This is a genomic window from Halomonas llamarensis (assembly GCF_023555005.1).
Taxonomy (GTDB): Bacteria; Pseudomonadota; Gammaproteobacteria; order Pseudomonadales; family Halomonadaceae; genus Vreelandella; species Vreelandella llamarensis.
Genome location: NZ_JAMJPJ010000003.1, coordinates 1 through 20,334 on the forward strand (window position 1 = coordinate 1; position 20,334 = coordinate 20,334).

The 20,334-nt window shown below is 53.4% G+C and carries 17 protein-coding genes, 1 tRNA gene, 1 other RNA gene and 1 pseudogene; 10 read left to right on the forward strand and 10 right to left on the reverse strand.

Translation table 11 applies throughout. From position 1 onward, the window contains the following. The 4 genes and pseudogenes from M8006_RS03075 to M8006_RS03090 all read left to right on the forward strand — a co-directional run. Positions 1–108: pseudogene (locus tag M8006_RS03075) on the forward strand (IS5/IS1182 family transposase); the annotation flags it as partial. A 250-nt stretch (positions 109–358) separates the two neighbouring features. After that, a complete protein-coding gene (locus M8006_RS03080) occupies positions 359–928 on the forward strand; it encodes a cytochrome b (protein ID WP_250079960.1) in 570 nt (189 codons plus the stop codon). Between the two features lie 29 nt (positions 929–957). Further along, positions 958–1,542 carry a YceI family protein gene (locus M8006_RS03085; protein ID WP_250080153.1) on the forward strand — a complete coding sequence of 195 codons (585 nt, stop codon included), beginning with the start codon at positions 958–960 and terminating at the stop codon, positions 1,540–1,542. 148 nt (positions 1,543–1,690) lie between these two features. Further along, positions 1,691–2,983 (forward strand): MATE family efflux transporter, encoded by a 1,293-nt coding sequence (locus tag M8006_RS03090; protein WP_250080154.1) that lies wholly within the window; start codon positions 1,691–1,693, stop codon positions 2,981–2,983. Here the strand turns inward: M8006_RS03090 and M8006_RS03095 are convergent. The 3 genes from M8006_RS03095 to M8006_RS03105 all read right to left on the reverse strand — a co-directional run bounded on the left by M8006_RS03095 (position 2,980) and on the right by M8006_RS03105 (position 6,111). Then, entirely contained in the window at positions 2,980–4,467 is a 1,488-nt protein-coding gene (locus M8006_RS03095; RefSeq protein ID WP_250079962.1) for an NCS2 family permease, read from the reverse strand. The genes M8006_RS03090 and M8006_RS03095 overlap by 4 nt on opposite strands. Before the next feature lie 108 nt (positions 4,468–4,575). Further along, positions 4,576–5,772, reverse strand: a complete 1,197-nt coding sequence (locus M8006_RS03100) for an amino acid aminotransferase (protein WP_250079964.1) — start codon at positions 5,770–5,772, stop codon at positions 4,576–4,578. After that, positions 5,773–6,111: a 4a-hydroxytetrahydrobiopterin dehydratase gene (locus M8006_RS03105; protein ID WP_250079966.1), complete on the reverse strand. Its 339-nt coding sequence runs from the start codon at positions 6,109–6,111 to the stop codon at positions 5,773–5,775. It abuts the gene before it with no gap. A 261-nt stretch (positions 6,112–6,372) separates the two neighbouring features. Here M8006_RS03105 and cobA point away from each other — a divergent pair, with 261 nt between their 5' ends. Both cobA and M8006_RS03115 read left to right on the forward strand, forming a co-directional pair. Next, on the forward strand, positions 6,373–7,206 hold the full coding sequence (gene cobA / locus M8006_RS03110; protein WP_250079968.1) for a uroporphyrinogen-III C-methyltransferase: 834 nt from the start codon (positions 6,373–6,375) through the stop codon (positions 7,204–7,206). A 167-nt stretch (positions 7,207–7,373) separates the two neighbouring features. Continuing rightward, positions 7,374–8,417 (forward strand): coiled-coil domain-containing protein, encoded by a 1,044-nt coding sequence (locus M8006_RS03115; protein ID WP_250079970.1) that lies wholly within the window; start codon positions 7,374–7,376, stop codon positions 8,415–8,417. A gap of 149 nt (positions 8,418–8,566) precedes the next feature. Here the strand turns inward: M8006_RS03115 and M8006_RS03120 are convergent, their stop codons facing one another. The 4 genes from M8006_RS03120 to betI form a co-directional block, all read right to left on the reverse strand. After that, positions 8,567–11,059 (reverse strand): acyl-CoA dehydrogenase, encoded by a 2,493-nt coding sequence (locus M8006_RS03120; RefSeq protein ID WP_250079972.1) that lies wholly within the window; start codon positions 11,057–11,059, stop codon positions 8,567–8,569. Between the two features lie 176 nt (positions 11,060–11,235). After that, positions 11,236–12,909 (reverse strand): choline dehydrogenase, encoded by a 1,674-nt coding sequence (betA, locus tag M8006_RS03125; RefSeq protein WP_250079973.1) that lies wholly within the window; start codon positions 12,907–12,909, stop codon positions 11,236–11,238. Between the two features lie 9 nt (positions 12,910–12,918). After that, positions 12,919–14,400 (reverse strand): betaine-aldehyde dehydrogenase, encoded by a 1,482-nt coding sequence (betB, locus tag M8006_RS03130; protein ID WP_250079975.1) that lies wholly within the window; start codon positions 14,398–14,400, stop codon positions 12,919–12,921. 99 nt (positions 14,401–14,499) lie between these two features. Next, a complete protein-coding gene (gene betI, locus M8006_RS03135; protein ID WP_250079978.1) occupies positions 14,500–15,093 on the reverse strand; it encodes a transcriptional regulator BetI in 594 nt (197 codons plus the stop codon). 224 nt (positions 15,094–15,317) lie between these two features. On the opposite strand from betI, the gene M8006_RS03140 reads away from it, so the two are divergent. From M8006_RS03140 to M8006_RS03155, 4 genes are all read left to right on the forward strand, one after another. Then, a complete protein-coding gene (locus tag M8006_RS03140) occupies positions 15,318–16,262 on the forward strand; it encodes a choline ABC transporter substrate-binding protein (RefSeq protein ID WP_250079980.1) in 945 nt (314 codons plus the stop codon). 101 nt (positions 16,263–16,363) lie between these two features. Beyond that, a tRNA-Met gene (locus M8006_RS03145) sits at positions 16,364–16,440 on the forward strand. A gap of 98 nt (positions 16,441–16,538) precedes the next feature. After that, positions 16,539–16,635: signal recognition particle sRNA small type (ffs, locus tag M8006_RS03150), an RNA gene on the forward strand. A gap of 533 nt (positions 16,636–17,168) precedes the next feature. Further along, positions 17,169–18,698 carry a sensor domain-containing diguanylate cyclase gene (locus M8006_RS03155; RefSeq protein WP_250079982.1) on the forward strand — a complete coding sequence of 510 codons (1,530 nt, stop codon included), beginning with the start codon at positions 17,169–17,171 and terminating at the stop codon, positions 18,696–18,698. On the opposite strand, the gene mntR is transcribed toward M8006_RS03155, so the two are convergent. From mntR to M8006_RS03170, 3 genes are all read right to left on the reverse strand, one after another. After that, complete coding sequence (gene mntR, locus M8006_RS03160) at positions 18,695–19,180, reverse strand: manganese-binding transcriptional regulator MntR (RefSeq protein WP_250079984.1); 486 nt, start codon at positions 19,178–19,180, stop codon at positions 18,695–18,697. The two genes, M8006_RS03155 and mntR, sit on opposite strands and share 4 nt — an antisense overlap. A gap of 327 nt (positions 19,181–19,507) precedes the next feature. Next, the gene (locus M8006_RS03165; RefSeq protein ID WP_250079986.1) at positions 19,508–19,930 is read right to left on the reverse strand and encodes a CBS domain-containing protein; all 423 of its coding nucleotides are present in this window, start codon (positions 19,928–19,930) and stop codon (positions 19,508–19,510) included. Between the two features lie 18 nt (positions 19,931–19,948). Continuing rightward, on the reverse strand, positions 19,949–20,299 hold the full coding sequence (locus tag M8006_RS03170; protein ID WP_250079989.1) for a P-II family nitrogen regulator: 351 nt from the start codon (positions 20,297–20,299) through the stop codon (positions 19,949–19,951). Positions 20,300–20,334 lie beyond the last annotated feature (35 nt).

The following is a 20,334-nucleotide window of genomic DNA, read 5'->3' on the forward strand; positions in this document are numbered from 1 at the left end:
GCCCGTTTAAAATCGTATCGCGCCATAGCGACGCGCTACGATAAACTGAAGCGAAACTACGAAAGCATGGTGGCTTTGGCGTGCGGTTTTTTATGGCTCCCAATGTGAAACGTCAACAGGCCCTAGTTGCATGAGAGAAAAACTCCTGTGTTAATGATAACTATTAGCGTTAATGTAGCAAAGTTGAACACCCCGCTCAACAGAATTTGGCGAATAGAGATGTCATGTGTAAGCAGCGAACGTGGTGATTTTTGCGAATACGGTTTTTACGAATGGTGTGTTCTGCTTTTTTCAGCAGTTTTTAGCGGCAGTGGCGAGTATCATGGTAGTAACTTAATACATAAAGGGAATCAACACCATGTGGGGCAATACACGCAGCGGTTGGGGCATTATCAGTATCGTATTGCACTGGTTGAGTGCCGTTGCCATTATTGGGCTTTTCATTCTTGGTTGGTGGATGACAGGGTTGGGTTATTACGACTCTTGGTACAACCAAGCGCCGTGGATTCATCGCTCGATTGGCGTGTTACTGTTTTTCTTTACGCTTATGCGTCTCACATGGCGCCTTTTTCAACCCACGCCCCACGCCGAGGGCAGCCGCTTTGAAGCGCTTGCCGCGCATATAGGGCACATTGCATTGTACGTATTGCTTTTAAGCGTAATGGTGAGTGGTTATTTGATTTCCACGGCAAAAGGCAGTGGCATTGGTGTCTTTGGCTGGTTCGAAGTGCCCGCGTTGCTGTACGGTCTACCTAATCAAGCGAGCCTTGCAGGTGATATTCACTGGTACAGTGCGCTAGCGCTAATTGTGCTAGCCGCTGGCCACAGCCTTGCCGCCCTTAAGCACCATGTTATCGACCACCACAAAACTTTTGTGCGTATGCTAACCCCTAAATATAGCCATCACGTTGACGAGTCATCGCAGTGATGCGTTATTTCACCCGAAGGAGATAGATGATGTTAAAGAGAACTGCCATTGCAACCGCTATCGCTGCCGCAAGCTTAGTGCCGCTAGGCCAAGCACAAGCGGATACTTACGTCATTGATACCGAAGGCCAGCACGCCTTTGTTCAATTTAAAATTAGCCATTTAGGTTTTTCCCGTCTGCTAGGTAACTTTGAAGAGTTTTCCGGCGAGTTTTATTATGACCCTGAGAACTTGCAAGACTCATCCTTTGAGATGGAAGTGCAGGTGGATAGCCTCAACTCTAACCATGCCGAGCGCGACCGCCATATCCTGAGCGACGACTTCTTAAACGCGGGTCAATATCCAACAGCATCGTTTATCTCGACAGGCTTTGAGCCGAGCGGCGCCAGTGAAGGTGTGGTCACGGGTGATTTAACGCTACATGGCGAAACCCAAGAAATTGAAATGCCGGTAGAGCTGATGGGCGAAGGCGACGACCCGTGGGGTAACTATCGCGCCGGTTTTGAAGGTAGCACAACGCTGACGCTTTCTGACTTTGGCATCGATATGAATACTTTCCCTGAGGCCATGCACGAGCTTGAGCTCTACGTGACATTTGAAGGCGTTCGCCAGTAAGCAGGAGACTTGATAAATAGCGCCACCTTCCTTTTATAGGTTAGTGGCGTTTTTGCGTTTTACACAGATGGCGTGGGAGTTGGATTAGGTGGTCGATATCGAGAAACCCTATGGATTAGGTGAAACGCTTTGGCAGCAAACGTGGCCAATGGCAATTGGGGTGTTGTCGCTGCTGGGCTTTCAGCTGGTAGACAGTGCGTTTATCGCCCGCCTAGGGACGGCGCCACTTGCCGCTCAGTCGTTTACCTTTCCGCTCTCCTTTTTCATCATCGGCATTCAGGTAGGCCTAGGGATTGCTATTGCGGCTCTCATTTCCCGGGCATTAGGGGCTGGAGAGAAAGCACGAGCTAAACGCTTAGGTAGCTTAGTGCTCATGGTCGCTGGGGCGTTGATTGCGCTACTGGTGCTTTTGCTATGGGGAACGCAGCGGCCAATTTTCACCTTGCTCGGCGCGAATGAAACTGCATTGGCTAATATTCGCCCTTACTGGGCGCCGCAGCTGGTAGCCGCTTGGCTCGGGGCACTGTTGTATTTTGTTTATAGTATCTTTCGTGCCCATGGGGATACCAAACTGCCGGGCAAAATGATGGTGCTGAGCAGCTTGGTTAACTTGGCACTTGACCCACTGTTTATCTTCGGTGTCGGCCCATGTGAGGGCTTAGGGCTACCGGGGGCTGCGTTGGCGACGATTCTCGCGTTTGCGATTGGTTTAGGGGTTACTTGCCGTAAGCTTGCAAGGCAAAACTGGTTGGCTTTTAACGGGTTAAAAACGGAAGCGCTGCTTTCCTATAAGCCGTTTGCCGGGATCGCTGGCCCGGCTATGATGAGCCAGCTTATGCCACCGTTGGCGGCTATGCTCGCTATTTCCATCGTGGCACCGCTTGGAGAAACCTATGTCGCGGCTTGGGGCTTGGCCAGCCGCTTGGAAACGCTGTCGCTGATGGTGATTTTGGCCATGACGATGTCACTGCCGCCTTGGCTTGGGCGCTGCTACGGCGCAGGAGATTGGTCACAAATTCACCGACTGTTGCGCTTGGCGTTGAAAGTCGCCGTGGTTTGGCAGTTGAGCCTCGGTGTGTTGATGGCACTGGGCGCCCCTTGGGTGGCATTGGCACTGGCCGGCCATCCGGAAGTACAGCAAGCGCTGGCGCTTTTGATTCGCTTTTTGCTGCCAAGTTATGCCGCCCTAGGCGTTTGTATGTTGGTGGTATCGGCGGGTAACGCGTTGGGATGGCCGCTGCGGTCGATGTTGATTTCCGCAGTGCGGCTCTTTGTTTGCTATCTCCCTTTTTTGTGGATGGGAGCACAGCTTGGCGGATGGCTGGGGTTGGCGTTAGGTGCTGCTTTCGGCAATGTACTGGCGGGTCTGACCGCGTGGGTTGTGCTCAAACGAGTTCTCTCCCGCCCACATCGGCAGGCGGGTGTCGCAAAGCCGGTTTAGTGCCCCTCGTTCCGCTGTTGAAAGGCAAAGTAAGCAAAAAGTATCGCCATGGCTAAGTAGCCTACGACAAAATCCGGCGCAGCGTTTAGGGCGAGTTTGGGGGCGTGCATCAACCCTAGCCACGAGAACCCCGCCGCAATCACGGCAAACGCGGCGGCGCGGCGGAACTGGTGGTCGATAACAGAAACGGTCATCGCGCCGAGAAAAATCGCCATAAACATCGCCCCCTGACCCATGATCACAATGGCATTCGAGATATCGCTGACCACCTCTTCGGCACCGCGGTTAAAGCGTGTCATTACGTAGTTGGCGAAATAGGGTAGCATCGCCAACGCCACCGCCGGGTAGTAGCGGGTATCGTTGGTTTGAAACGCCGTGGCAATCATCGAAATGCCGACAAAAACCAGAATCGGTGCGACCACGGAAACGGGTATGATCGCCGCCAGTGCCGCAATGAGGCCAAACATGGTGGCGATAGCGTATACGGCGCCGTTTAAAAGACTATAGCCACGACCGGCGCCCATCCACTTCGCTCCAACGGTGGCGATATACACCGTGGTAGGGAAAACACCGCCAAACAGTGCGCCGATCATGGTGCCAGCGCCATCCACCGCTTGGCACTCACGCACATCGTATTTGTCGCCAGCGGCCTCCATCGCCTCGACGTTGTTCATGGTTTCAATCGCGTTATACAGTGTGATTGGCAGCACCACGGTGAGCACCGCCAGCATGCTAGTGAAGAGCAGCCCCAAGCCTTCAAACCAGGCAAGGTTAGGCAGTAGCGGATAGAAGCCAAGATGGCTGAAAGCATCGCTGAAGCGGGCGCTGTCGGCATCGCCGATGAGGTAGGCCATGAGAGTGCCAACCACAATGGCAAAAAGCGATGTGGGTAGGCGAAACGGCATGCTCACTCGGCCAATCAAACCGATGATGATTATCGCCAGAACCACCAGCCCGATAATCGGCATTTCCAAGGTTTTAAACAGCATTTCCCCGGCGATGAAGGTGAGCGCCACCCCCGCAACAGCGCCGAGCATGGCAGCGCGCGGTAAGTGATACTGCACCCAACGGCCGATAATGCTAATCGCCGCTTCGATGGCGCCGCTGATAAAACACGCAGCAACAGCGATTTTCCAAGCAAGCGCCGCATCGCCGGTTAGCTGTTTAGCGGGGAGAAGCACCCCGAAGAGAAAGACGAACATGACCGGCGTGGAAATGCCGTAGGAGAGCGCGGTAACGTCGGTGCGCTGTTCTTTGCGAGCCAGGCGGGCTGCGCTCCAGGCGTAATAGAAGTTGCCCGCCATCACGGCAACGGCAGCGCCGGGCAGCACTTGGCCGTACACGATAGAAGCGGGAAAGCCCATGCCCAGCATGGTAATGGCGATGATGACGAAATTTGCGATGTTGTTTTGAAACAGCGCAAAGAACGCATCGGTGTCTTCTTTTTTGTACCAAGGGTAGGAAATGCCGGCAGGTGTTGCCATGACGTGCCCCTTAAAGCGGATTGTTGTGATAATAATTGACGGTAGAAAAGCAAAAACGCCCAGACAGTGCCTGGACGTTTAAGCGGTATTACAAAGGGTAAGCGCGCGTTATGCCTTGCCGTTCACGGTGGCAATCGCCTTAGCCAAGTAAGGCAGGTTCTCATGAGAGAAACCGGCCACATTGGCGCGGCCCGAGCGCACCATGTAAATACCAAACTCATCGCGTAAGCGGTCCACTTGCTCCGGGGTTAAACCGGTATAAGAAAACATACCGCGCTGCTCGGCGACGCAGGCATACTTATCGTCCAGCCCGTAAGGCTTCAGCGCTTCAACGAAGTCACGACGCAGGGTGTTGATGCGGTCACGCATTTCGGTGAGCTCTTCATGCCACACAGCAGTCAGCTCGTCGTCATGGAGAATGTCGCTGACGATGGCGCCACCGTGGGCGGGCGGGTTGGAGTAGTTTTCCCGCGCGGCAATGGCAATCTGCGAGCGAATGTTTTCCATCTGCTCGCTATTTTTCGCCACCATGATTAAACAACCCGTGCGTTCGCAGTAAATGCCGAAGTTCTTCGAGCAGGAACTGGTGATGATCACTTCATCCAGTTCTTCGGCCATCAAGCGCACGCCATAAGCATCTTCATCCAAGCCTTCGCCGAAACCTTGGTAGGCGAAATCAATCAGTGGCAACAGGTGGCGCTCGCGCACGACCTCAAGCACGGTATGCCACTGCTCTTTGGAGAGGTCAAAGCCCGTAGGATTATGACAGCAAGCATGCAGCACGACCACATCGCCTTCCGGGATTTGCTTAAGTGCCGCTAGCATACCATCAAAATCAAGCCGGTTGTCGGCATCAACGTAAGGGTATTTGTGCAGGGCAATACCCGCAGCAGTGAATATGCCGTGGTGGTTTGGCCACGTTGGATCCGATACCCAAATTCCCTTATCGGGAAGCTGTGTTGCAATAAAATCTGCGGCTAAGCGCAGCGCCCCTGTTCCGCCGGGTGACTGTGTCGCGCTGGCGCGATTGGCATCCAGTACGGGAGAGTTTTCCCCTAGTACCATCGGTAGCACCACTTCGCCGTAAGCGGGGGCACCGTGCGAGCCAATATAGGTTTTGGTGGTTTCATTCTTGAGCAGGCGAGCTTCAGCTTCCTTTACGGCACGCATTACGGGTGTGTTGCCCTCGGCATCACGGTAAACGCCGACACCGAGGTCCACCTTCTGTGGGTTGGTGTCTTTCTTGAAAGCTTCGATCAGCCCGAGAATGGCATCTCCAGGGACTCGCTCAATATGCTCAAACATTTATTCGGCTACCTCATCAGTTCTGGCGGCTAAAATGAAGTCATTTTGGTGCAGTCCGCCGATTTCATGCGACCACCATGTCACCGTGGCTTTTCCATACTCGGTGGTGATCATGGGGTGATGACCGGCCTGCTCAGCGATATCGCCAACGCGCTGGGTAAACGCCAAGGCGTCGGCGAAGTCGTCAAAATGATAACTTCGCGTAAGCTTCATCATGCCATCGCCGTCGCTAATCTTCCACTGTGGTAGTGCGTTCAGCGCGTCTTGTGCCTCTTTTTCGGTCATAGGCGTGGCATTGCCGCTGCAAGGTTCACATGCTTGCTTTGCGAGTGCTGTCATGTTTTGCCTCCTAAACTTAATGATATCGCAAGATTGCACCGTGCTCTGAAAAGCACTTTAAAAAGTGCGTTAAAAAGGCTATTTCACTTTTTAGGATAGGTGGCAAATGAAGGGATGCCAAATCGCCGAGGGCTGCCATGGCAATATCTTGGGTATATTCTTTTTTGGTCTTTTAGTCTTATTATTTATTTCTTTTTGTTCTTTTCGGGATTCGCTAATGTGGTCCTTAGCTGAAACTGTTTATCCACCCTGAGGTGTGACTTGGCGCTTTTTGATTCGATTTCCTATCAACCATCCGGCAGCGTGAGCCTAGTAGGCGCTGGCCCCGGCGATCCTGAACTGCTTACGTTGAAGGCCTATCGGCGACTGCAAGCGGCCGACATTGTGCTCTATGACCGCTTGGTGAGCCAAGAAGTGCTGGATATGATCCCTGAAAGAACCCGCCGTTTCTACGTGGGTAAAGCCTGCTCTTGTCACAGTGTTCCCCAGGAAGGTATCAACCAATCACTGGTGGATTGGGCGAAGGCGGGCAATGCAGTAGTGCGCTTAAAAGGAGGTGACCCCTTTATTTTTGGCCGTGGCGGTGAGGAGCTTGAAGCCTTAGCGGCTGAGCGGATTACTGTTGAAGTCATTCCCGGTATTACCGCCGCTTCGGGTTGCGCAGCGTATGCAGGGATACCCCTGACGCACCGCGATTACGCGCAATCGGTGAGCTTTGTGACTGGCCATTTGAAAAGCGGTCGGTGTGATCTTGATTGGCAATCTCTGGCGCGGCCAGGACAAACGTTAGTGTTCTACATGAGTTTGGGAAGTTTGAGCGACATTAGCCAACAGTTGATAGCGCACGGCCTGTTGGCAGAAACGCCGTTGGCGTTGGTGTCGCATGGCACAACCCAGGATCAGCGCGTTGATGTGGGCACTCTCACTGCCTTACCCGAACGCTTCTTGGCCGGTGAAGTGGTGTCTCCTGCACTTTTGATTGTGGGAGAGGTCGTAGCGCTTCACACGACACTGGCGTGGTTTGACGCTCACGCCAGCCAAGCAAGCGGTTATCTTGGCAAAAATCATTCTTCTTTTTTGCAAAGCGTCAATTGATCATTATGCAACGAAACGTAAGGCGTTTTAACGCTTTGCGGCAAAGTGCGACTGGCTAGAAATGTGTAGCTGTGTATGCTGTACAGGGTGAGCTAATTAAAATCGTCTTCTTGCATACACTCGTTAGCTATCGCTCGCGGTAGCGCTAGACAAAGAGGAACGCACCAATGACAGACGCGAATAAACCCACCACTAAAACACTACTGAGCGATAATCGTGTAAGAGCGATTGCCGGGATTGCGGCCATTGCCGTGATCTGGGCGATTGTCGCGCAGTCCAACGCAGGAACGCGGCTTGACCGTGTTGAAGTGCTAGAAGAGCAGCTCGCAGAAGCCGAGCGCGAGCGCCAGAAGTTAAATTCAGAGTTATCCGACGTTGAGCAAGCAGAGATGGACCTGGCATCGCTGCAGCAGGAAATGCAAGCGTTAGAAGAAGAGAAAACTGAGGCGCAGTCGACACTAGAATCAACCCGAGGCGAGGTTTCTAGCACTGAAGAAAAGTTGGCCGCGTTGTCGTCTGAGCGTGAAGCCCGCCAAGAGAAATTAGACACGCTCAACCAGCAAATAGAAGAGACGCAGCGTCGCCTTGATGAGCTGCGTAAGACGTATACTCAAGTAGAAGCCAAGAAGGAGGAAGCTGAGGCTGCACGCGACGCTGCTGAACAGGCGCGTCAAGAGGCGCAAGAAGCTCACCAGAAAGCAATTGATGCTCGCGACCAAGCAGAACAGGCGCGTGAGGAAGCGGTCGCAGCACGTGAGCAAGCCGAGGCGGAGTTGGAAACGCTGAATGCCGACCTTGAAGAGGCTAACGCACAGCTTACGTCTATTAACGAAGAGATTAATGCCCTGCAACAAGAGCGTGACGCGTTAGTAGAAGAACGCGATTCGCTTGCCGCCAAGCGTGATGAACTGAAAAGCGAAGTAGAGTCACTGCAAGCGCTGCATGAAGAGGAGCAGCAAAGCCTTAAGGGCACGCGCAGTGAGTTGGATGACCTGATGGTCGCGCTTGAGATCGGCCGCGAAGAGCAAGCAAGCATCAACACAAAGATTGACGAACGCGAAACTCAGCTTGAGCGGTTAAACACTCAGCTGGAAGATTGGCGTGAAGAGTTAGCTGCTTTACAAGGTCGCGTGAACGATAAGAATGCTACCAATCGCAATGAAGCCAGTGAAAGCAACGAAGCCAGTGAAAGTGGCGAGAGCAATAATTAAGACGCCGCTTGATATATAAATCATTGCTGATAAATTCGCTACACTCACCGCATCAATGCACAGGCGAGTGCAACGAGCACCAATGAAAAAAGCCGACCTCGAAAGGTCGGCTCGTTGTGCGTCAACGTCAATGGTATTTTACATAAATGCTATTTGACGTTGGCTTCTGCTGTGGCAGCCGGAATGGTCGTGCTGGGGTCCGGGTTGTGGTTGATCAATGTCGATTTGTCGCTTGCGAATGCATCATAGGCGAAGTCATCAACGGTGAGCATTTCTAGCACTTTTGCTTCAAATTCGCGCATGAACGTTGCGTCTTCTTCGTTAATCAAGCCTTTTTTCAGCCCAGCCTCGACACGCTGCTCAGGGTGAAGCGCCGTCTGCGGCAACTCGCCCTTGGCATAGGCTTTGTTAAGCGTGCGGTAAAGCGTTTCGGCGCGATCATAATCGAGCAGCAGCGCATTGTAGCGGGCCAGCGGATTGCGCTGTTCGCCGTCGTCTTTATCCCAGGTGTTACCTAATAACTTAGTGCGTAGCGCTGAGTGGGTAGAGACGCGCTTGGCAATATCACGCGCTAAGTCATCTTGTGGCCGATTCCAGCGGCGGCCGGTCGGCATCACGATCGCTTTCAATGTCTTACCCAGTAAACGATTAGGGAAGTTATCGAAAATTTCCACAAACGCCTGCTCGGCACGCTGGAGCAAGAAGCGGCAGCTGTAGTGCAATAGCGCCTCTTCGCCTTCCACCTTGTCACCCGCTTGCCATTGCTTGAGTACCATGGAGGCAAGATAGAGGTTAGAGAGTACATCACCTAAGCGTGCGGAAAGCATTTCGCGCTTCTTCAACGCGGACCCTAGGCTTGCCATGGCCGCATCGGCACACAGACCAAAGCCTGCCGAAAGACGGGCGATATCTTGCGCGTATACGTTGGCGGGGCGGTCAAACGGTGTTGATTGCTTGCCTAGCCCCAGCCCTTGGGTAAAGGCACGCGCGGCATTGCCGAAAATTAACCCGGTGTGGCCGAAGAACGCTTTATCAAAGCCTTTGATGTCGTTGGCGTCTTTTGCCGCGAGCTCTTCTAACACGTAAGGGTGGCAGCGAATCGCGCCCTGGCCGAAGATCATGAGGTTACGCGTCATGATGTTTGCGCCTTCCACCGTGATCGCCACCGGGTTGGCGCTATAACCAATACCTAAGTAGTTACGCGGGCCAAGCGTTACTGCTTTGCCACCGTGTACGTCCATCGCATCAGCCAGAATGTTACGCTGGAATTCGGTTAGCTGGCTTTTGAGAATCGCTGAGGGAACGGCGGGCTTCTCGCCATGGTCGATCAGGTTGGCGGTTTGATACACTGTTGCCTGAGCAATATAGCCGAGTGATGCCATGCGCGCTAAGGGTTCCTGCACGCCTTCCATTTCTGCTACAGGGACGTTGAACTGACGCCGCACGCGGGTAAATCCACCGCTCCAGCCAAGTGCATAGCGGGCCGTGCCGGTGGCGCCTGAGGGTAGGGTGATGCAGCGTCCGATCGAGAGACACTCGACCAGCATGTGCCAGCCTTCGCCGATCATCTTCTCGCCACCGATGATGGTCTCTAGCGGAACAAATACGTCGTTACCCTTGATTGGGCCGTTCATAAACGGGCTGCCAATCGGGTGGTGACGGCGGCCAATTTCCATGCCGTCGGTATCGCGGGGAATCAACGCCAGGGTAATACCACGATCTTCTTCGTCGCCCAATAGGTTTTCGGGGTCAAATAAACGGAAGGCGAGACCGATAACGGTGGCAATTGGGGCGAGTGTAATCCAGCGCTTTTCAAAGTTAAGTCTTACGCCAATCACGTCTTTACCGTTGATCGTCTGCTTACACACAATACCGGTATCCGGCAGCGAGGTGGCATCCGAACCGGCGCGCGGGCCAGTCAAACCGAAGCACGGGATTTCGCGACCATCTGCCAAGCGAGGCAGGTAATGATCTTTTTGCGTTTGCGTGCCGTATTTGAGCAAAAGCTCACCCGGGCCAAGCGAATTAGGTACGCCAACCGTTACCATCAACGTTTCGTTGGCCGAGATTTTTTGCAGTACCATGGATTGCGCTTTGGCAGAGAAGCCTAACCCGCCGTACTCCTTCGGAATAATCATGCCGAAGAAGCCTTCTTTTTTTAGGTAGTCCCAAAGTTGTTGTGGTAAATCGGCGCGCTCTTGGGCAATGTCCCAGGCGTTACACATGCCGGCAGCTTTGGCACACTGATTATCAAGGAAGGCTTGCTCATCTTCGCGTAGGCCCTTGTCTTTAAAGTTGAGCAGCTTGTTCCATTGAGGTTTACCGGAGAACAGCTCGCCGTCCCAGGAGACGGTACCTGCTTCCAGCGCGGTGCGCTCGGTATCGGAGACTTTAGGCGCGACTTTTTTAAACATCGCAAAAAGGCGCGGGGTGAGCCATTGGCGGCGCAGGGCGGGTAAGCCGGCAATGGCGATAACGGCAGCGCCGATCAGCAGCAGTATGCCGATAACCGATGCATCAAAAAACAGCCCGATAACGCCAAGTACAGCCAGTACCGCAAGCGCAGGTGTTGCCCCGGCTTCGCGGCGCATCACCACGAGCAGGCCGACAGCGGCGAGCACGATCAGTAAAAGGGTGAGCATAGAGTGACTCCAAGTGTGTGGATAGAGCAGTATAGATAATACGCGTATTTAAACACATGTTTGAATATTGGCAGACCGGCACCATTTAGTGCAAGCGTTTCGGCGTTTTTTGCGGACATAAAAAAACGCCGCAGCATTGGCCGCGACGTTTTAGCGTATAGCCGTGAAGGCTTGGTTTAGAGGCGTTTGGCGGGAGCACCATCAGCGACAAAATAATCGACATTGGCGCGGGGCAGCGGCTCGCGGCCTCGAATGCGGTCGGCGATTTTTTCCGCTAGCATAATCGTCGGCGCGTTCAGGTTGCCGGTAGGAATGAGGGGGAAGAGCGAGGCATCGACTACCCGCAGCCCTTCAATACCATGCACCCGGCCCTCGCCATCGGTAACCGCCATGTCGTTCTCTCCCATTCGGCAGCTGCCGCAGGGATGATAGGCCGTTTCCGCGTGCTGCTTGACGAAGCTGTCTAGCTCTTCGTCGCTTTGCACATCGGGGCCTGGGGCAATCTCGCGACCGCGATAGGGTTCAAATGCCGATTGGGCAATGATCTCGCGGGTAATGCGAATCGCATCGCGAAACTCTTCCCAATCTCTCTCCTTTGACATGTAGTTAAAGAGAATGCTGGGTGCTGCATGCGGGTCTTTCGAGGTCAGTTGAATACGCCCGCGGCTTTCCGAGCGCATGGAGCCAACGTGAGCCTGAAAACCATGGGCCTGCACCGCACTCTTACCGTTGTAGCTGATGGCAATGGGCAGAAAGTGGTACTGCAGGTTTGGCCACGCTTCTTCATCGCGGCTGCGGATAAATCCGCAGGATTCAAACTGGTTACTAGCGCCAATGCCGGTGCCTTTGAACAGCCACTCCGCACCGATTTTTGGCTGGTTGTACCACTTGAGTGCCGGATAGAGCGAAATCGGCTTTTTGCACTCGTACTGAATGTACATCTCCAAGTGATCTTGAAGGTTTTCGCCCACGCCGGGCAATTCGTGCACGACGGGAATATCTAGCGATTGGAGCAGCTCAGGGTTGCCAATACCCGAGCGCTGCAGAATTTGCGGAGAGGCAATGGCACCACCGCACAGCAGTACTTCGCGGCGGGCGCGAGCCTGTTGGGGCTGGCCTTTTCGCTCATAGCGAACGCCCACGGCACGCTTACCGTCAAATTCAATCACATCGGTGACTGCGTGGGTTTCGATAGTGAGGTTGTCGCGCTGCTTGGCGGTATCCAGATAGCCACGCGCGGTCGAGGCGCGGCGGCCCTTAGGCGTGACGAAACGGTCCATGGGGCCAAAGCCCTCTTGCTGGTAGCCGTTGACGTCCTTGGTTGCCGGATAGCCCGCCTGCTTACCAGCCTCGATAAAAATGCGGTAAAGCGGATTGTTGCCTGCTTTAGGAGTGGTCACGCTTACGGGGCCATCACTGCCGTGATAGTCATTCGGGCCGATATCACGGCTTTCGCTTTTTTTGAAGTAGGGTAGGCAGCTTAAGTAATCCCAGTCTTCAAGGCCGGGTTGGCTGGACCAGTTGTCGTAATCCAGGGCGTTGCCGCGGATGTAACACATGCCGTTGATCAACGACGAGCCACCGAGCCCCTTGCCACGACCGCACTCCATACGGCGGTCATCCATATACGGTTCTGGGTCGGTTTCAAACGCCCAGTTGTAGCGCTTGCCCTGTAGCGGGTAGGCAAGGGCAGCGGGCATTTGAGTACGGAAATCAAAGCGATAATCCGGGCCACCAGCTTCCAGCAGCAATACGTTTACGTCGCTGTCTTCGGTTAGGCGTGTGGCCAGCACGTTACCCGCTGAGCCCGCACCAATAATGATGTAATCAAACTCTCTTATTTGCACCATAACGCCTCCTTAAAACACCGATTCAAACGGACCCATTTCGATCTGTACAGATTTCGTCTGGGTGTAGTGGGCGAGTGTCTCAACGCCGTTTTCGCGCCCAATACCGGACTCTTTGTAACCGCCGACCGGCATTTCGGAAGGCGACTCGCCCCAGGTATTGATCCAGCAAATACCGGCTTCCAGCTGATGGATTACCCGGTGCGCGCGGCTGAGGCTTTCGCTAAAGACGCCCGCGGCGAGGCCATATCTCGTATCGTTAGCACGACGGATTACCTCGGCTTCGTCGTTAAACGCGAGCACTGACATCACCGGGCCGAAAATTTCTTCGCGCACAATGCGCATATCGTCGGTGCAGTCGGTGAAGATCGTCGGTGCAGCCCAGGCGCCGTCCGCCCAGTTGCCCGCGTTCCAGGTGTCGCCACCGATCAAAAGGCGCGCGCCCTGTTCTTTGCCCAGCGCAATGTAGGAGAGCACTTTTTCCTGATGCTCGAAGCTGACCAGCGGGCCAAAGTTAACGGCGGAGTCCATCGGGTCGCCGGCGTTGATGCGCTTAACGCGCTCTACCAGCTTGGCTTCAAATGCGTCTTTGACGCTTGCTTCGACAAAAACGCGGGTGCCGTTGGTGCAGATTTGGCCGCTGGAGTAGAAGTTCGCCATCATCGCCGCGTCCGCAGCGCGGTCGAGATCGGCATCAGCAAACACGATGAGCGGTGATTTGCCGCCCAGCTCCATGGTGACGTCTTTCAGGGTCGACTCAGCGGCTGCCGACATGACTTTCTTGCCGGTACCGGCTTCACCGGTGAACGACACTTTATCGATGCCTTCATGCGCGGTGAGCATGGCGCCCACGCTGCCATCACCTTGCACCACGTTGAACACGCCGTTGGGTAAGCCCGCCTCGGTGAAAATTTCGGCAAGCTTCATGGTGGTGAGCGGCGTGACTTCGCTGGGCTTGAACACGATGGCATTACCGGCGGCCAAAGCAGGAGCAGCTTTCCAGCAAGCGATTTGAATCGGGTAGTTCCACGCGCCGATAGCGCCAATGACCCCGAGCGGTTCACGGCGGGTGTACACAAACGCGCTACCGCGCAGCGGAATTTGGCTACCTTCAATGGCCGGGGCAAGGCCGGCGTAGTACTCCAGTGCATCTGCCCCGGTCACAATATCCACGCTCGCGGTTTCGCTAATCGGTTTGCCGGTGTTGCGCGTTTCTAACTCGGCTAACTCGTCGTTGCGTTCGCGCAGCAGGGCGACGGCACGCAGCAGAATGCGTGCGCGCTCCATGCCGGTCATCGCCGCCCATTCGCGCTGACCACGCTGAGCGGCTTCAACGGCGGCGTCGACGTCTGCTTGGCTCGCTTGGCCAACCGTGGCCAGTGGGCTGCCGTCGAATGGGTTGGTAATGCTGAACGTTTCGCCGGACGTAGCCTTTACTCGGCGACCGTCGATATAAAGCGGAAGGGTATCGGAAAGGGTATCTTGTTGAGCCATGCGTTGCTCCTTTTCGTTTATCGCAAAAATGGGAATAGCAAAAATCGGTTAATCAGAAACAGATAAAAATGCGCTGACACGAGAAAGCATCAAACGCCTTCAAGCCGTTGGTTGAGCAAGTAGTTGGTCGAGATACGCGAGGGCTAGCGCGCGTGCTTGGTCAACATCTAAGCCTTCCGGCGTTAGCGCGCCACGTAACCACAGGCCATCAATCATCGCGGCCAAGCCGCGTGCCGCATTACGCGCTTGCGGGCGCGGCATCACGCGTCGAAACTGGTGACAAAGATTGGTGTAGAGGCGTCGGTCGTTGACGTTTTGCAGGCGCTGTAACATTGGTTTGTGCATGCTACTGGCCCAAAAGGCGAGCCATGTTTTGGCCGCGGGCCCGGTGACCTGGGTGCGGTCAAAGTTACCTTCAATGATGGCGCCAATATGTGCTCGCGGGGAGTTATCGATCAATATGCGTCGACGTGCTGAGACAGCATCGCTTAAATCGGTCAATATCTGCCGCATAGTGGCTTCTAAAAGACCATCTTTACCGCCGAAGTAGTGGCTGATAATGCCTGCCGATACACCCGCATGGCGCGCAATACGCAGCACGGTAGCCTCAGCCAATCCGACGTCATCAATGGCCGTCATGGTGGCGTGAATCAGTTGCTGGCGGCGAATGGGTTCCATTCCGACTTTTGGCACAGTGTCCTCCTTATCAACGTTCGGCGGCCGTCGTCACTGCTTGGCGGCATTAGCTTATAAGCGTTTCACGTAACGCCAAATGGGCTTGAATCTAACCTTCAAGCGTGATTACCTGTGTAGTGTGACATCTTTTTATTGAACGTTCAATCAATAAAAAGGTTTTGATATTGAGAGGCTCAGTGATTCAATCTGTGTCGCGTAAGAACCTTATTAAGGAGATGGCTATGTCATTATTAACTTCACGTTATCGTGTAGCGGGTACGCTGCTCATCGCCGCAGGCTTGCCAATGACGGCTCAAGCCAATCAATGCGAAGAAGTACGTTTTGCTGAAGTCGGCTGGACCGATATCACTGCCACCACCGCGCTTGCCACCGAGGTGCTGGAAACGCTGGGGTACGAGACACGTATTGATACGGTTTCAGTCCCTATTGCCTACTCGGGTATGAAAAATGGCGATTTCGATGTCTTTTTGGGTAATTGGATGCCATCAATGGCGTCCATCAGCGATCCCTATGTAGAAGATGGCAGCGTTGATCGCTTATCTGCCAACCTAGAAGGAGCTAAGTACACCTTGGCCGTACCGCAGTATGTTTATGATGCGGGCATTACCTCAGTGTCTGACCTAGCAGAAAACGCTGAGAAGTTTGACAACGACTTGCATGGCATTGAAGCAGGTAACGACGGTAACGAACTGATTCAGCAGATGATTGACGACGACGCCTTCGATTTAGGCGAGTGGAGTTTAGTTGATTCCAGCGAAGCGGGTATGCTCGCGGAGCTTGGCGCGCGGGTACCCAATGAAAAATGGATGGTGTTCCTGGGTTGGGAGCCGCACCCGATGAATACCAACTTTGATATAGCCTATCTTTCTGGCGCTGATGATTACTTCGGCCCGGATTTGGGCGGCGCAACGGTGTATACCAATACTCGTGGTGGCTACGCACAAGAATGTGAAAACGTAGGTACGCTGCTTAATAACATGACGTTCACGCTGGAGATGGAAAATCAGCTGATGGGCGAGATCATGGATGACGGTGAAGACCCGCGCGAAGCGGCGCGTGACTATCTTCAACAGGCTGACGATGCGCTATTAGAAGAGTGGCTCGACGGTGTGACCACCTTCGATGGTGAGCCGGGTTTGACTGCAGTGCGTGCGGCCCTTAAATAACGGCTTTATCGCGCGTGCCGAGCGATACAAAAAGGCAAGCCGAAATCTGGCTTGCCTTTATCTATTAAGATAGGCATAATCTTCACCCGCTGTTAGGGAAAGGCTACGTAGCTCAGTTGGTTAGAGCACATCACTCATAATGATGGGGTCCCCTGTTCAAATCAGGGCGTAGCCACCACAGCGGGCATAATATTGTATTATGCAGCGTAAAGCGTAAGTACGTACGTGTAAGTACTATGCGCGCAACGTAAACAGTACGCGCGATTATGGTGGCCCCTTAGGTCCTCCCGCAACACTAAGCTGCGAACTCCGCCAGGCCCGGAAGGGAGCAACGGTAGTGGTGGATGTGTGTGCCGGGATGTGGCTTTTGGGGCTGCCTCCATTTCTGGATCTTAATTTTATTCTCTCCTTCCTTATACTTATCCCTCTTTGTTTTAGGCTTTGTCTGAGAAGTCGGCGAGCGAAGGCCAGACAAGGCAAAAATCTGCGAAAAGACGGAGTTTACGTGGTGTAAATGAGTACTTTGAGCTGATTTTTAACGCCGTATGGTTGAGCGCAGCCAGTTTTCAGACAGAGCCTAGCGAATTCACGGTCTCGTATGACGCAAAGCAATAGCCTTATCTGCCTTTCAATAGTGACGTGCGTTTGATGTGAAAGGGTGGTGCGTGTGCATCAAGCTATTCACGCTGGATTTTGCTTAAGCACGGTAGTGTATCCCCGTGGTCAAAAAAGCAACGAATGAAGTGCTTTTTGAGATAAGTCATAAGTTGATTCATGGTACGTGAAGCGATTTACGGGTGAAGTCGTGATGCAGGTATTGTTGAGAGTGTAGTAGGCTAATGCGACTTTGTTGGCATAATGTCAGCGAGCTTTGTGCTAAATAGCTATTACAATAGGTGAGCGGGCATGCCCGAGGTAAATTCTCCCTCAGAGATATCTGAACCGACACGGCTGCTTTCATTGCCTGAGCCGTTGCAAGCGCAGCTTGATGAAGGCACAAACTTACCCTCTATGCCGGCAGCGGTGGGGCGGGTGTTGGCTGTTGCACGGCATCCTGATGCAGGCCTTGTCGATTTTGCCCGGGCAATCGAAAACGACCCTGCGCTCACGTTGCGCTTGCTGTCGTTAGCCAATAGTGCCTTTTACTCGCGCCATCAAACTCCGCTGCGCACTTGCCATGAAGCGGTATCACGCATCGGGCTTGATGCTACCTTAGCCGCGGTGATGAGCTTTGGCTTATCGCGCACAGGCCATCAAAGCCGCCATCTAATGCTTTTATGGCAGCGCGCTACGGTAGCCGCTCTAGCTGCTCGCTACTTAGCGCAGCAGCTTTGCCCCCTGCACTCGGGCACGCTTTTTACCATGGCGTTGTTGCAAGATATTGGCATTTTGGCGTTGGACGCCATGGCTCCCAAGAAGACTGAAAGGCTCTATGCCGATGTGATCTCTTGCCATTCAACGTTAGAAGAGAAAGAGCGCGTGTCGTTTGGTTCAGATCATGCCGCTGTGGGGGCATGGCTGGCGCAGCGTTGGGGCGTTCCAGGCCACTTGGTGAGCGGTATCCAGCAAAGTCATGGCCCGTTAACGTCAATTCCTGTCGAACTTTTATGTTTGCGCCTATCGGGGCCAATAGCAGATGCGTGGCTTTCGCCGTCGCCAGCAAAATCGTTGGTTAACCTAATGCATCGGCTCAAGCTAATCGATGGGATGGAAAGTATTTCGGTTAATCAGTTATTAAACGATATCCACCATCAGTTACCGGCGATGGCAAGCCTGTTGGATGTCACCGCACCACCGCTACACGATAATGAAGCGATGTTGCAAGAAGCGCAGCAGCACTTGTTTAAGCAGACGCTGACGTTGAGCGCGAGGCTCGATAAGCAGCAAAATGAGATGGAAGCACTACGCCAGCGTCAAGATGACCTAGAAGCGCGCAGCCGCCAAGATGTTTTGACGGGCTTGGCAAACCGGCAATGGCTTGAAGAGCAATTACAGCAACGCTTTGCCCTTTGTCAAATCGAAAGCCGCACAATGTCGATTGTGTTTATCGATATTGATCATTTTAAACATTTAAATGATGAATACGGCCATCAAGTGGGAGACAAAGTGCTGGAGCGATTCGGCGCAGTGCTTAAGTCCTCAATACGCGAGGGCGATTTAGCAGGTCGCTACGGGGGCGAAGAGTTTTTGATTATTCTGCCGGATGAAGTAGCCAGCGATGCGCTCGCGATGGTCGAGCGCTTCTTGCAGCGCTTGAACAATGAGGCGGTGATCTATGTGGAAGGCAAACCTCTCTATGTGACAGCCTCGGTTGGGATCGCTAGCCTCGACGATGGTCAATTCGACAACATTCGCGAGTTGATCGATGCCGCAGATCAATGCATGTACCGTGTTAAACATTCGGGCAGAAGCGGTGTGGCCGTTTACGGCCGCTAACGGGTTTCTTGTGTTTCAGTGTATCGCTGCATAATGGCGAGCGTGTCGTCGCTCACGTGGTGCTCCATCCCTTCAGCATCAATGCGTGCCGTGGTATCGCTGACGCCTAGGGCGCGTAAAAAATACAGCACAATACGATGGCGCTGACGCGATGCATCTGCCATGGCCTGTCCTTGTTGGGTGAGAAACAGCGAGCGGTAGGGCTTGCTTGTCACTAAGCCTAGCTCGTTTAAACGGCGAATCATTTTCGAAACCGTCGCTTGACTGACGCCCATGCGGCTAGCGATATCTGCCGCGCGCGCCTCTTCCCGATGTAGCAGTAAATCGCCAATCAACTCGACGTAATCCTCAATTAACTCAGTTTCATGTGCGTTGCGCACGGCTTCATATTGACGCACGTGCTGCTCTACGGGCGGTAACGCATCACCACTTTGTAAAGGTGTTTTTGACGGCCGTTCTGAAAAATTCGGGTAGTTACTCATTAGGTAAACGTATCAAAGTGAATAAAAAAGCTCATTAGCGTTGATCCTGTACCTTAGTGCATCATCGTTTGTCATGGCTAAACTATTTGCACTCTGGTTTTTTTAGTAGGCTACAGTGTTCATTTATAAGAGCTTAACACAGCGGAGAACCATCATGCCCCAGCGCCTTATTGGATGTGGCCTCCGGCGGTGCCATTATACTGGTCGCAACCCAACCGGCTTGTTTTCCGTTTTCTCCCAAGCATGGCGTGACCATGTGCCAGCGGCGCCGCTGGCGCATGATGTCTTAAGAAGAAAGGCTCTTAAGAAGAAAGGCTTGGTGCGGCGTTAAACGCAAATGCCGTGTTGTGGCGCAAGGCCGTGAAGTACCAGGGTTGAGTAGTCGACAATGCCCATTATCTGGTGCTGGTGATCAATCACGGGAGCGAGTGCTAAGCCGAACTGATCAAACAGACGCGCGCAGTAACGTACGTTCATCTCTGGGCGAACGCCGATAATAGGTTTGCTCATGATTTCATACAAATTGATACGCTCTGCCGCCCGATTCGGCGCGAGTACTTTTTTTGCAATGTCAGACGGCAGCACGATGCCATATTCATCGTTTTCATTGCGTTTTTTTATCACCAAGGCGCTCGCGTTACGTTCGCACAAAAGCTTGATACCGTCTGCCACGGTGACAAAACCATCAACGAGCAGATAGCGTTGATGCATGATATCTCGCGTAGTGATAGCGGTTTCTTGAGTCGACATGAGGTTCTTTCCTTACCTTTATAGTGCCTGGTTGACAGTATCGGATAGCGATTTGATTTGGTGATTGACACCGATAGCATCTTCAACATCGACTTGAAACGCGATGCCTGTGCCCGGTGTTTCATCAAACTCGCCTACCTCTGCAATCGCCTCAAGAATAGCGCGGCTAATATGCTCCTCGACGAGAAATAGCAATACATCACGCTGTGCATTAATTTCCATCCCGAAAATACCACGGGCTTTTTTTAACCCTTCCCCGCGCGCATTATTAATAACCGTCGACCCTGTTGCACCTGCGTCACGCGCCGCTTTGAGGATAGCGTCGGTTCGCTCATCGTCGACGAGCGCCATAATTAGCTTAAAACGCATTCCATTCTCCCTATAACGCCAAATAATTTAGACGT

What these genes read in the sequence shown, in the direction of transcription:
- M8006_RS03080 (WP_250079960.1), top strand. Translation starts at nt 359, where the DNA reads ATGTGGGGCAATACACGCAGCGGTTGGGGCATTATCAGTATCGTATTG.
- M8006_RS03085 (WP_250080153.1), top strand. Translation starts at nt 958, where the DNA reads ATGTTAAAGAGAACTGCCATTGCAACCGCTATCGCTGCCGCAAGCTTA.
- M8006_RS03090 (WP_250080154.1), top strand. Translation starts at nt 1,691, where the DNA reads ATGGCAATTGGGGTGTTGTCGCTGCTGGGCTTTCAGCTGGTAGACAGT.
- M8006_RS03095 (WP_250079962.1), bottom strand. Translation starts at nt 4,467, where the DNA reads ATGGCAACACCTGCCGGCATTTCCTACCCTTGGTACAAAAAAGAAGAC.
- M8006_RS03100 (WP_250079964.1), bottom strand. Translation starts at nt 5,772, where the DNA reads ATGTTTGAGCATATTGAGCGAGTCCCTGGAGATGCCATTCTCGGGCTG.
- M8006_RS03105 (WP_250079966.1), bottom strand. Translation starts at nt 6,111, where the DNA reads ATGACAGCACTCGCAAAGCAAGCATGTGAACCTTGCAGCGGCAATGCC.
- M8006_RS03115 (WP_250079970.1), top strand. Translation starts at nt 7,374, where the DNA reads ATGACAGACGCGAATAAACCCACCACTAAAACACTACTGAGCGATAAT.
- M8006_RS03120 (WP_250079972.1), bottom strand. Translation starts at nt 11,059, where the DNA reads ATGCTCACCCTTTTACTGATCGTGCTCGCCGCTGTCGGCCTGCTCGTG.
- betA (WP_250079973.1), bottom strand. Translation starts at nt 12,909, where the DNA reads ATGGTGCAAATAAGAGAGTTTGATTACATCATTATTGGTGCGGGCTCA.
- betB (WP_250079975.1), bottom strand. Translation starts at nt 14,400, where the DNA reads ATGGCTCAACAAGATACCCTTTCCGATACCCTTCCGCTTTATATCGAC.
- M8006_RS03140 (WP_250079980.1), top strand. Translation starts at nt 15,318, where the DNA reads ATGTCATTATTAACTTCACGTTATCGTGTAGCGGGTACGCTGCTCATC.
- M8006_RS03155 (WP_250079982.1), top strand. Translation starts at nt 17,169, where the DNA reads ATGCCCGAGGTAAATTCTCCCTCAGAGATATCTGAACCGACACGGCTG.
- mntR (WP_250079984.1), bottom strand. Translation starts at nt 19,180, where the DNA reads ATGAGTAACTACCCGAATTTTTCAGAACGGCCGTCAAAAACACCTTTA.
- M8006_RS03165 (WP_250079986.1), bottom strand. Translation starts at nt 19,930, where the DNA reads ATGTCGACTCAAGAAACCGCTATCACTACGCGAGATATCATGCATCAA.
- M8006_RS03170 (WP_250079989.1), bottom strand. Translation starts at nt 20,299, where the DNA reads ATGCGTTTTAAGCTAATTATGGCGCTCGTCGACGATGAGCGAACCGAC.